This is a genomic window from Janthinobacterium sp. GW821-FHT03C10 (assembly GCF_059420865.1).
The window spans coordinates 1-11695 of record NZ_JBWKUN010000003.1 but is presented as its reverse complement, the minus strand read 5'-3'; the positions used below and the strand labels follow the sequence as shown (position 1 = coordinate 11695).

The following is an 11695-nucleotide window of genomic DNA, read 5'->3' as shown; positions in this document are numbered from 1 at the left end:
ATGTCATCCAATAGTGTTTACTTAACAGCGCCGAAAGTCATGCCTTGTACTAACTGCTTCTGGCAGAACCAGCCCAGCGCCATGATGGGCGCGATGGCCATCAGGGAAGCGGCCGACAATTTGGCCCAGAAGAGTCCTTCCGGACTGGAATACGAGGCGATGAGCCAGGCCAGGGTGCCCGCGTTCGAGGCGCCCAGGTTCAGCGACCAGAACGATTCATTCCACGACCACACCATGCAGACCAGCGCTGTGGAAGCGATGCCGCCCACGGAGAGGGGCAGCACGACGTGGCGGAACTCGTCCCACACGGTGGCGCCATCCATGCGCGAGGCCTCGAGGATTTCGCGCGGCAGCTCCTTCATGCTCGTGTACAGCAGCCAGATCATGATGGGCAGGTTCATCAGCATGAACATGATGGTCAGGCCGATGCGCGTGTCGAGCAGGCCGAAGTACTGGTAGCAGATATAGATGGGCATCAAAGCGCCCACGCCGGGCATGTAGCGCGAGCTGAGCATGAACTTCAGCAAACCGATGGTGCCGCCCGTGGGAAAGAAGGCCATCGAATACGCTGCCGGGATGGCGATCAAGAGGCCAATGGCCGTCGACACCACGCTGGTAAACAGCGAGTTCCACGCGTAGCCGAAGTAATTGTCGCGCGCCAGCACTTCTCGGAAGCTGTCCAGGGTGGGCGTGAAGAACAGCAGCGGCGGCGTGGAAATGGCTTGCCCTTCCGTCTTGAAGGCCATCAGGCCCAGCCAGAAGATGGGGAAGAACAGCAGCAGCGCGCACAGCCAGGCGGCGGCCGTGCGGCCATACAGATTGAGTTTGCTATGCATCAAGGTCTCCTTATTTCGACAGATTCTTGCCGATGACGCGCATCAGGAAGAAGGCGGCGATGTTGGCGATGAGCACGGCGAACAGGGCGCCGGCCGAGGCCGCTCCCACGTCATAGGACAGCAGTGCCTGCTGATAGATCATGAAGGTGATGGTGGTCGTGTCGAAGCCGGGTCCGCCGCCCGTGGTGGTAAAGATTTCCGCAAAAATCGACAGCAGGAAGATCATCTCGATCATCAGCACCACCGAGACGGCGCGGCCCAGGTGGGGAATGTAGAGGTAGCGCAGCTGCTGCAGATAGGTAGCGCCATCCATGCGCGCCGCTTCCAGCTGTTCGCGGTCCATCGATTGCAGGGCCGTCATGAAGATCAGACAGGCAAACGGCAGCCATTGCCAGGAGACCATCATGATGATGGAAAACAGGGGATGGGCCGACAGCCAGTCGACGGGCGTGGCGCCAAAGAAGAGGCTGATCTGCGCAAACAGTCCGTAGATCGGATTGAGCAACATGTTCTTCCACATCAGGGCATTCACGGCCGGCATGACGAGGAACGGCGAGATCAGCAGCACGCGCACGACGGCGCGCCCCGGGAACGCTTCATTGATCAGCAAGCCCAGCGCCGTGCCCAGCACCACCGTGATCAGCATGACGGAAAACAGCAAGGTAAACGTGTTCTGCAAGGCCGGCAGGAACGAGGCATCGGTAAAGAAAAAGTGGAAATTGGCCAGACCATGGAAAGGATGGCCGCTCGGATCGAGCATGGAATAACGCACGAACGCGTAATACAGCGTGATCAATAACGGAATCACGGAAATGACGGAGACGGCGACCACGGCCGGCGTCAGCAAAGTCCGGGGGATAATGCGTTTCATAGGGGTTCTCTTGAGACGTGAGGTGAGTGATTGATCTCTGCAACAGCAAGGCCAGTCATGTCACCTGTTTTACAAACCAAACGGCACAACAAAGATGCCTGACAAAACCGTAGCGAGCGGCAGTGATTTGTGGCCGAGAAGCGCAACCGTACTGGAGTACGGTGAGCATCGCCGGCCGCAAAGCGCGACGCGCAGTAGGTTTGGTCAGGCTATCCTCTTACTTGTAGTAGCCGCCCTTGCGCATTTCTCGTTCCGCCGTCTGCTGCGACAACTCCAGCGCCTGCTCCACCGTCACCTTGCCCAGCAGCGCTGCCGCCATCTGCTGGCCTGCCGCCACGCCGATCACCTGGAATTCGGGAATCGAGGCGAATTGCACGCCAACATATGGCGATGGCGGCAAGGTGCTTTGCACGGCGCGCGTGGTGGCCAGGGCCTTGCCTTCGGCGGCGGCGAATTTCGCCACTTTCTGGAACTCGGGGCTCGCATACGTCGACTTGCGCGTGCCCGTCGGCACGTTGGCCCAGCTGGTTTCCTTGGCAACCAGTTTCACGTAATCGGGCGAGGTGGCCCAGTTGATGAAGCGCTGCGCCTCGTTCGGGCGCTTCGAGCTCGATGGAATCGCCAGCGACCAGATCCACAACCAGTTGGCGCCCCGCTCCGTCACGCCGATGGGCGACTGGGCGAACGCTACCTTGTCGGCCACCTTGCTTTGCTTGGGGTCCGTGATGAAGGAGGCGGCGATCGTCGCGTCGATCCAGATGCCGCACTTGCCCTGGTTGAACAGCGCCAGGTTTTCATTGAAGCTGTTGGCGGCCGCGCCCGGCGGGCCGTATTTCTTCATCAGGTCGACATACATGGTGACCGCATCCTTCCACGGCTTGCTGGTAAATTGCGGCTTCCATTGCATGTCGAACAGCTGGCCGCCGTAGGAATTGGCCATGGTGGTGATCAGGGCCATGTTGTCGCCCCAGCCCGGCTTGCCGCGCAGGCAGATGCCGTACACGCCGTTGGCCGGATCGTGCAGCTTGGCCGCCACGTCGCGCAGCTGGTTCCAGCTGGGGCGGTCTTCGATCGTCACGCCCGCCTTTTTGACCAGGTCGCTGCGGTACATGATCATCGAGCTTTCGCCATAGAACGGCGAGGCGTACAGCTTGCCGTCGCCGGACAGTCCCTCGCGGATGGCGGGCAGCAGATCGTCGATATCGTATCTGGCGTCCGGCTTGATGGGGATCAGCCAGTTTTTCTTGCCCCAGATGGGCGTTTCATACAGGCCGATGGTCATCACGTCGAACTGGCCGCCCTTGGTGGCGATATCGGTGGTCATGCGCTGGCGCAAGACGCCCTCTTCCAGGGTCACCCACTTGAGCTTGATGTCGGGATTGGCTTGCTCGAAGAATTTGCCGAGCTTTTGCATTTCGATCATGTGGCCGTTGTTGACGGTGGCGATGACCAGGTCGGTTGCGGCAAAAGCGGACGAGCTGAGGCAGAGCGCGCCGGCGCACAGCGCGGCAATGGCGGAACGTTTCATTGTGTGTCTCCAGTGTTTTTTGTCGTTGGCAATGCTCAGGTACTTAGCACCACGACCACAATGTAGCACCGGACTTTGATACTTTCTGATACTCCAAAACCGCAATTCGATACTCTTTTGCAACCCCTCTATGCGCCAGAGTATCGATATCGAGTAAAAACAACACTTTGAAAGAAAGTATCGGTACTTGTTCGATTTGTATCAGGCTGGTTAAAAAAGCGCTGCTAGACTTGGTTTTCGGCATTAGACCGTGTGCGGTGACCGGCCTTCCGGGGCGCCACCGCTACCACCAACATTCTTCTGGAGACCGCATGAATCGCACTGCATTGAAAACTTTACCTGCCCTGCTCCTGGCCATCGCCAGCGCTTCCGCCATGGCCGACCCCATGTATCCATCCGACTCCGAAGGCTTCCACGGCTACCTGCGCGCCGGCGCCGGCAGCAATACTTCGGGCGACGGCGGTTCGCAAGGCTGCTTCGGTCTGGGCGGCAACACCATGAAATATCGTCTGGGCAATGAGTGCGACGCCTACACGGAATTCGGCTACACCAAGTCCGTCGCCCAGTCCGGCGGCGTGAACTACCTGGCCACCATCTGGGTCAACGCCTACGCGCCCAACTCCGATTTCGGCGACAACAAGCTGGGCATCGTCAAGGCCTATGTCGAAGCGCAGGGACTCGATTTCCTGAACGGCGGCACGGCCTGGATCGGCAAACGCTTCTACTACCGTCCCGACATCCACATGCTGGACTTGCAATACATCAATATGAACGGCACGGGCGCCGGCCTGGACCGCATTCCTGCCGGCCCCGGCAAATTCTCGTACGCCTTCTTCAAGGACAACGACATCAACACCGTGTCGCCGACCGGCGTCGTCAGCACCAAGTCCGCCGTGCGCCAGAACTTCATCTACGGCGAGATTCCCGTCAATGAAAACGGCACGCTGGACCTGGCCGCGACCTACATCATCGGCGAAGGCAAGGACAACGACGCTTTCGGCCAGAAGCACAATGGCTGGCAGCTGTCGGCCTTCCACCGCCAGGCGAAAGTCTTCGGCGGCGGCAATACCTTCGGCGTGCAGTACGGCGTCGGCCCTGGCACGGGCAAGGGCGCGCAGTTCGGCGCTTCGGGCGACACCAATTTCGGTTCGGACGTGAAACGCACGCGCATCTTCAATGACATGGCGATCCAGCCGATGGCCAACTTCGGCATGGAATTCGTCGCCCTGTGGCAAAAAGACGAGTCGAACGCCACCGGTTCCTCGACCTGGACCTCGGTCGGCGTACGTCCCGTGTACGCATTCACCAACAACTTCAAGCTGGTGGGCGAACTGGGCACGGACCGCGTGACGCAAGCGGGCGGCCTGCCGGCCAAGCGCCTGACCAAGCTGACCATCGCCCCGACGATCTCGGCCGGTCCTGGCCTGTGGTCGCGTCCCGAGCTGCGCGCTTTCGTGACCTACGGCAAATGGAACGATGCGGCCACCGCCTCGGTCAATGCGTCGAACAACGGCGGCCCGATCTACAACAACAATACCAGCGGCACCTCGTATGGCTTCCAGGTAGAAACCTGGTTCTAAACACCGAGCAAAACCTACTGCGCGGCGCGCTGTGCGGCCTGCGATGCTCACCGTGCTCTAGCACGGTTGCGCTTCTTAGCCACACATCACTGCCGCTCGCTACGGTTTTGTCCGGCGTTTTATTTCAAAAGAAAGCCAAGAAAAAAGGGCGGAACCTCGGTTCCGCCCTTTTCTGTTTACCCTGCCGGATTCAACTTACGGCAAGGCCACCGGCAGTTCCGGATACTCCTGCGTCAAGGCGTACTTGGTGCCGCCCACGGTGACCGTGTAGTTGGCCGGTCCCGAGATCGGCAGGCGGTAGTTCAGGGTCAGCGCCACGGAGCCGCCCGGCGCCAGCGATTGCCAGGCGGGAATCGCGAAGCGGGCCCGGTTGTAGTTCTTCGTGAAGCCGCCGATATTGTTCGGCCCCGTGTAGCCGGCATTGATCACCGTCAAGCCGAAGCCGGACTGGTCGCTCATGTCCGATGGCGCCGAGACGGGATAGTCGAACTCCACCACGGTGCCGCCCGGCAGGGTCGACGTGGTGTTGTTCTTCACCGTCATCACCGGGTTGATGGGGAAGTTGTTGTCGCCCAGCTTCCAGCCGCCCAGGGTGATGCTGACGTTGGCCGCCGTGCCCGGCATGGCGATTTCGGCGCGCTTGTTGCCGTACACGCCAGCCGTGCGGAAGGCCTGGTACAGCACGTCCGTCAGGGTGGTGCCCATGAAATACTCGCCCTTGCCGCCGTTGCGCGTGGCATCCCAGGCATAGTCGCCCGCCATTTCCCAGATCATCACGCCGCCGATATTGTTATTGACGATGTACTGGGCCTTGGCCGCGATCGACTGCGTGGTTTCCGTGGAAATGAATACTTTTTTAGTCGCATTCCACAGCCACGGCGCCACCATGGTACTGCTGTAGTACGGCACATAGGTGCCTACCAGCGCCTTGTCCGTGACTTTATACGCGTCCAGGTAGCTCGGCACGATACCGTTCTGCAAGTTCAGCGCGTGCCAGATGGGGTTGCCGCCGCCCGGCGTCGGCTTGCCTTGTGTATCGAGGTCGAACCACACGTTGTCGATGCCGGTGGCGCCCGTGCCGCACGTCTTGGTGCCGGCGCAGGTGACGGTGGAACTGATCAGCGGCGTCGTGCCCCACAAGCCGTTGGTGCCGCCCGCCACATCCTTCCAGCCCCGCGTGTAGAACGGCACGCCGATATTGATGCGGCCCGCCTGCATGGCGCCCCGGTAGTAGCGGTAAGCCCAGTCCGTGTTCAGGTAGCCGATGTTCTGGAACTGATAGGCATTGCCGGCGCGCAATTCGCCATCGTTGCCGTCGTCAAACAGCGCCGCGTTCGGTCCCACATACTGGTTCCATGCGCCGTGCAAGTCGTAGCTCATCAGGCTGGCGTAATCGAGATATTTCAATCCCGACATGTTTTCCTCGCCCCGCAAGACCCAGCCCGAAGCGGAGCCGGCGATGGTCAGCAGATAGTATTTATTGTCCTGCACGGCCGCTTCGTCGAGCTTCTGGCGCAGCACCTTCAGCAGCACGTTGTAGCTCGTCATCAGGCCCGCCAGGCGCGGTTTCGACACGGCGAAGTCGTTCGGATTGCCCGCTTCATTGTTGGTGGTCGGATGTTCGTAATCGACATCGACGCCATCGAAGAAGTTGTACTGGCGCACGAAGGCCACCATCGAGTCGGCCAGGGTGTTGATGCCGGCCGTGTTGATGCTGCCGTCCGCGTTCGTCGTGGCGGTGTAGAAGCCGCCGCTGCCGGCCCAGCCGCCCACGGAAATCATCAGTTTCACGCCCGGATACTTCTTCTTGTATTGCGCCAGCAAGTTGAAATGGCCCTTGTACGGCAGGGACGGGTCCATGGCTGCCGCCGGTACGTTTGGCCACGTCAGGCCCGTGTCCGGATTGGCGGCGCCGCTGCCGATGGCAATTTTCGACGTGGCCGGATCGACGGTGGCGAACGCATAGTTCAAGTGGGTGATCTTGTCCCACGGCAGGTTATTCACCAGATACGTTGGGCTGCCATCGACGCCCGTGCGCCAGCTGGCAAAGTAGCCGACGATGCGCCGGTTCAAGCCATTGCTCAGCACTTCGCGGCCATTCGCGTCGTACACCTTGCAATACGGCACATTCGGCACGGCCGAAATCAGGCCGTCCGGACGGCAAGCCGTGGGTGTCGGTGTCGGTGTCGGCGTTGGCGTTGGTGTCGGCGTCGGCGTCGGCGTCGGTGTCGGCGTCGGTGTCGGCGTCGGCGTCGGCGTTGGTGTTGGCGTTGGTGTCGGTGTCGGTGTTGGCGTCGGCGTATCCGTCACGGCCCATGGGCCCCACTGGTCGGCGGCGCTGGGAACATTGCCTTGCGTCCACCATTTGGCCTTGTAGGTGACGCCCTGGTACGTCACGCACTGGCCGCCCGTGTAGACGGTGGCGGCATCCCAGACGGCGCACGCCTCCACGGCGGCAAGCAAGGTGTTCGGGGTGGCGGTCGTGCCGTCCTGGCCCCCGCCGCAAGCGACGAGCACGCCGCTGAGCAGGGCCATCAATAATGCATTCGATTTCATGTGGTATTGGTCTCCGTTATGGTTGTACATCGAGAGCTGTTGCAGGCCCCTGAAGGGGCTCTTGTCAACTGTTATCCCTGGCCGGCTGTCTTGCATTGACTGCTACTGCAACTTCACATTCCAGTTGGCTTCCACGCATTTCACGTAGTTCCCGGCCAGCAAGGCGCTGTACGGGGTTTGGTAACTGACCAGCTGGCATTGGTTCTCGCCACCGGCGCTCCAGTTCTTTTCCCAGTAGATGTTGTAGGCAGCGGAACTGGCCGGGGTGAAGCGTTGCATGTTGGCGCAAGACAATTGTTCGCCGGAATAATCCCAGCCCATGTCGGCGGCAAATTGCTTGTAGTAATCGATACGGTTTTGCGCGGCCTGCTTTTCCGTGCCCTGCCCGCATTCGGCGTTGATGATCATGATGGTGGTGGCGAAATTATTGCCCGCGCCGGCCGTCGTATCGGCCGCGTTCGGCACCCAAGTGCCGTCGAGCACATGCAGCATCGACGGTTTCGGCGGTTGCGGATAGACAAAGAAGAACGTGGCCGACGCCAGGTTCAGCCAGGTCGAGGCGACGAGGTCTGGATTTTTCAGCAGCACGGATTGGTCACCATCATGCATGGCTTGCGAAAATGGACCATAGTTGTAGTTGTAGGACAGCTGCTTGGCGCCGCGGCCAAAGTATTTCTTGAAGCTGCCGTCGGCATTCTTACCGCACGTCCATACCTTGTTGAAGACGGGATCGGCGCACTCGATGTTGTAGCCGCAGCCGGCACCCGTTTCATCGCAGCCCAGTTCGCGCAAATATTTCAAGCCCTGACGCCATTGCGGCAGCGGGCTGCTGGCGTTATGGTCGCCCGTTTCTTGCCCGAAATGGGCGAACATGGTGGCCAGACTATGGCGGCAGACGGCGTCCGCGTTGCGCCCGTCGCTGTAGTCGTCGCACACGGCGGGGAACTTGGCCACGGCTTGCAGGAAGCGCTGGTAGGTGTAGCTGGCGTCGCGCGCGGCAAAATAGTAATCCCACTTCGCCGCCGGCAGCAGGCGTTCGACCCGCTTGACGTTGAGCGGATTGCCGGCCAGTCCAGGCTGGACGGCCTCGACGGCGGCATTTCCCAGGGTGCGGATCGACGCCTTGACCTTGCGGAAGAAATCGTTGTTCGTCAGCGCCGCCTCGTTCGCCTCGGCCTGGGCCTTGGTAGGCACGCCTGGCGTGGGAGTCGGAGTTGGCGTTGGCGTTGGCGTCGGAGTGGGCGTTGGCGTCGGAGTGGGCGTCGGTGTCGGGGTGCTGGTATCGAGACTCCACGGTCCCCACTGGTCGTTGTTCGGCGCCGTGCCTTGCACCCACCACTTGGCCCGGTACACCTTGCCGTCGTAGACGGCGCATTGGCCCGCCGTGTAGACGGCGGCTGCGCTCCAGGCAGCGCACTGATCGCTGGCGGCCGTGGCGGCCAGCAGGGTCGAGGGGGGTTCGGTGGTGGAATTGCCGCCGCAAGCGAGCAGCGCGCTGCCCAGCAGGCCAGCCATCAAAGGCGAGGCCAGCCGGCTAATTTGCCGTGTCTTCACAATGTCTCCTGAACGTTATACGAAAACTATCGAAGTAGCTTTTTATGTTGTACGTAAAGAAAGCACAGCGAAGCGTCGGCTTTCTGCATCAAGAATGCGTCGCCGAAAATTGGTAGTCAAGTGGTTTTATACAACGGTGTTTTTTACAATACCAGTTGCATCAGCGCCGGTGCCCAAGGCACCGTTGGCAAAGAATGAAAGGGAAAGATATGCGGCCGGCTCCGGCAATACCGCGCCAGCATCGGCGCGGCAAGTGGTATCAGCACTGCCGCAGGTGTTTTCAGGCCGATGGCGTTGCCGCGCGTTGGTGTTGCGGATAATACAGGTCATAAAACCAGCCATACGCATCTTCGATTTGCGCCTGGATGCGCGGCGGTATCGCATGCGGCCTGGGCGCGCTGATCGTCGCCTGCTGGCGGTGCGTGTACTTCATGCGGTAATGGCTGTCGCTTTCCTGGATGCCCACGGCCAGATCGTGCGGGTCGATCTGGAACGGTGCCAGGCCCAGCCAGCTGTACAGGTGCGACATGCATTCCACCGGCCGCGCCATCAAGTCTTCGAAACGCACGAAATACAGCTTCTGCTGCACTTCGGCAGGCAAGTCCAGCACGGCATGCAGGGAACTCAGGGGAGCACCGATGGTGCGGTCCTTGGCAAACAGCATGTCGGCACGGCCCAGGCGGTCGAAATCGGCCAGATGGTCGACGAAATCGAGCAGGATGGTGCGCTGGTGCTGCGCTTCGATGGAGCCGTAGACCTGGCCCAGTTCGCGCACGCAGACGATGATTTTCGCTTCCGGCGCCAGCTGCAGCAGCATTTCCACGCAATGCAGCCAGGCGCGGTTCTTGTCCACCACGCCCTGCTTGCCGCAATCCCGGTACCAGCCGCGCAGGAAGCCCTGCATGGCCGTTTTCAGATGGTCATAGCTGGCATCGAAGGAGCTGTCGAGCTGCGACAGGAAAAAAGCGTCGTCGCTGACCATGCGCCGCATGCCCAGCAAAGCGTTGCACAGGGGCGAACTATTGCCTTCGCAATGCAAGTCGGGATGCTGCGCCAGCAGTTGGCACAGCAAGGTAGAACCGGCGCGTGGCAAGCCGGCCACGCCGATGAAGTTGGATGTCATGCGATTGTACTTTCTGTTCAGCGCTGCTCTTCTGACGGAAATCAAGGATGGTGCAGCCATTATACGAGCGCGTCAACGACGCGCCGGTAAAAAAAAATGCCGCTTCGAAATACGAAGCGGCATCTCCGGCGCCACCATGCGGTGACGCCGCTGGCTTTACTGGCTATCCTGGCGCGTGTTGCCGCCAGCTTCGGCCGGCAGGCGCAAGCCGCTATCGACCACGCTCAGGCGCAGTCCTGGCAGGACATTGCCGACGACATTGCCGGCCAACTGCACCGCCGGCGCGCTGCCTGCGCTGCCCTGCTCGCCCTCGCGCGGCGCCTCCTGCGCGGCGGCGGGCTTGCCTGGCGCCGTTTCGCCACTGACGATCATGTCCGCCTGCACCATATTGCCCTGCGATGGCGCCACGGCAACGGCAGCAATCACGCTTGCGACCGCGCTTTGCAGCGCCTCCGTCGGATTGACTTTCAGCACGCCATCCACATAGCTCAAGGCGTAGTTGTTCGACGTCTGACCCGATGCCGATACCAGATAATTGCCTGCCGCGGAAGCCGTCGTCGCCGGCGTGCTGAAGGCCAGGTTGCCGCTTAATTCCGTGGCCAGCGTATCGCCAGCGAGCAAGCCGTTGTAGCTGGCGCGGAAGTCGGGATTGGCGCGTCCCTGGTCTTTTTCGGCATTCTCGACTTTCACCGTCAGCGCCGCCTGCGAGATCGTGGCCGTCGTGCTGGCGGTGCTGTTGACCACATAATTGCCCGCATCCGCGCCGCTCAGGCGTATGCCGGCCACCGTCACCGTCTTGCCCACGCCCGCATTCTTGTCGCTGAAGCTGGCGCCGTTGCTGGCAATACTCAGCTGATCATTGCCGATACGGTTGTCGCGCAAGGAGACGACGGCATTCGTGGTGGCGTCATACACCTTGTTGACGCCGCTGGCGCTGACCGTCAGCGCCGCTGGCGTGATATCGGCCGTGGTGCTGGCCTGGCTGCTGGCCAGCACATAGTTGCCCGCATCGGCACCGGCCAGGCCCAGGCCGCTGATGGTCACGGTCTTGCCCGTTGCCGCGTTCTTGTCGCTGAACGCGCCAAGCACGGGGCCGCCAGCCAGGCTCAAGGCGTCGCCAGCCACCAGGCCCTTGAAGGTGGCGCCAGCCAGGTTCAGGCTGGCGGCCGTGCCACCGTCGTACACCTTGTTCGCGGCCACGATACCGGCAATGGCGCTGATGGACGCCGGCGTGATGCTGGCCGTCAAGCCGGTCGGATTGGCCACCGTGTAGTTGCTGGCCGAACCCGAGCCGTCGAGCAAGGTCGTGCCGCTGACCGTCACGGCTTTCGCATTGCCCGCGTTCTTGTCGCTGAAGGCCGCCGTCTGGCCGCCGATGGCCAGGGTTTCATCACCCACCAGGCCGGCCAGGCTGCCGCCGGTCAGTTGCGCCACCGCATTGCCGTCATAGACCTTGTTGCCCGCCACCTGACCCGTCACCGTCAGGGCTTTCGGCGTGATGCTGGCCGTCAAGCCGGTCGGATTGGCCACCGTGTAGTTGCTGGCCGCACCCGAACCGTCGAGCAAGGTGGTGCCGCTGACCGTCACGGCTTTCGCATTGCCCGCGTTCTTGTCGCCGAAGACAGCCGTCTGGCCAGCAATAACCAG

Annotated in this window: 8 protein-coding genes; 1 reads left to right on the top strand and 7 read right to left on the bottom strand. The window is 61.4% G+C overall.

Features of this window, described 5'->3' with window-relative positions; genetic code table 11:
- Positions 1–17 precede the first annotated feature (17 nt).
- The 3 genes from AC07VH_RS11270 to AC07VH_RS11260 form a co-directional block, all read right to left on the bottom strand.
- Positions 18–836, bottom strand: coding sequence for a carbohydrate ABC transporter permease (locus tag AC07VH_RS11270; RefSeq protein WP_070219870.1), 819 nt, complete (start codon positions 834–836; stop codon positions 18–20).
- A gap of 10 nt (positions 837–846) precedes the next feature.
- Complete coding sequence (locus AC07VH_RS11265; protein WP_099664783.1) at positions 847–1707, bottom strand: carbohydrate ABC transporter permease; 861 nt, start codon at positions 1705–1707, stop codon at positions 847–849.
- Positions 1708–1924: 217 nt separating this feature from the next.
- On the bottom strand, positions 1925–3235 hold the full coding sequence (locus AC07VH_RS11260; RefSeq protein WP_475413598.1) for an ABC transporter substrate-binding protein: 1311 nt from the start codon (positions 3233–3235) through the stop codon (positions 1925–1927).
- A 311-nt stretch (positions 3236–3546) separates the two neighbouring features.
- Between AC07VH_RS11260 and AC07VH_RS11255 the strand changes: the two genes are divergently transcribed.
- Positions 3547–4815: a maltoporin gene (locus AC07VH_RS11255; RefSeq protein WP_494804013.1), complete on the top strand. Its 1269-nt coding sequence runs from the start codon at positions 3547–3549 to the stop codon at positions 4813–4815.
- 195 nt (positions 4816–5010) lie between these two features.
- Here AC07VH_RS11255 and AC07VH_RS11250 read toward each other — a convergent pair whose 3' ends face one another.
- From AC07VH_RS11250 to AC07VH_RS11235, 4 genes are all read right to left on the bottom strand, one after another.
- On the bottom strand, positions 5011–7371 hold the full coding sequence (locus AC07VH_RS11250) for a chitinase C-terminal domain-containing protein (RefSeq protein WP_494789606.1): 2361 nt from the start codon (positions 7369–7371) through the stop codon (positions 5011–5013).
- A 102-nt stretch (positions 7372–7473) separates the two neighbouring features.
- Positions 7474–8925 carry a glycoside hydrolase family 19 protein gene (locus tag AC07VH_RS11245; protein WP_494789605.1) on the bottom strand — a complete coding sequence of 484 codons (1452 nt, stop codon included), beginning with the start codon at positions 8923–8925 and terminating at the stop codon, positions 7474–7476.
- 280 nt (positions 8926–9205) lie between these two features.
- Positions 9206–10048, bottom strand: coding sequence for a sulfotransferase family protein (locus AC07VH_RS11240; RefSeq protein ID WP_475413602.1), 843 nt, complete (start codon positions 10046–10048; stop codon positions 9206–9208).
- Positions 10049–10204: 156 nt separating this feature from the next.
- Positions 10205–11695, bottom strand: a 1491-nt coding sequence (locus tag AC07VH_RS11235) for a YDG domain-containing protein (RefSeq protein WP_494804027.1), incomplete at its 5' end; no start/stop codon positions are given.

Excerpts from the sequence above, each read along its gene's own strand:
- AC07VH_RS11270 (WP_070219870.1), bottom strand. The coding sequence starts at position 836 with ATGCATAGCAAACTCAATCTGTATGGCCGCACGGCCGCCGCCTGGCTG.
- AC07VH_RS11240 (WP_475413602.1), bottom strand. The coding sequence starts at position 10,048 with ATGACATCCAACTTCATCGGCGTGGCCGGCTTGCCACGCGCCGGTTCT.
- AC07VH_RS11255 (WP_494804013.1), top strand. The coding sequence starts at position 3,547 with ATGAATCGCACTGCATTGAAAACTTTACCTGCCCTGCTCCTGGCCATC.
- AC07VH_RS11265 (WP_099664783.1), bottom strand. The coding sequence starts at position 1,707 with ATGAAACGCATTATCCCCCGGACTTTGCTGACGCCGGCCGTGGTCGCC.
- AC07VH_RS11260 (WP_475413598.1), bottom strand. The coding sequence starts at position 3,235 with ATGAAACGTTCCGCCATTGCCGCGCTGTGCGCCGGCGCGCTCTGCCTC.
- AC07VH_RS11250 (WP_494789606.1), bottom strand. The coding sequence starts at position 7,371 with ATGAAATCGAATGCATTATTGATGGCCCTGCTCAGCGGCGTGCTCGTC.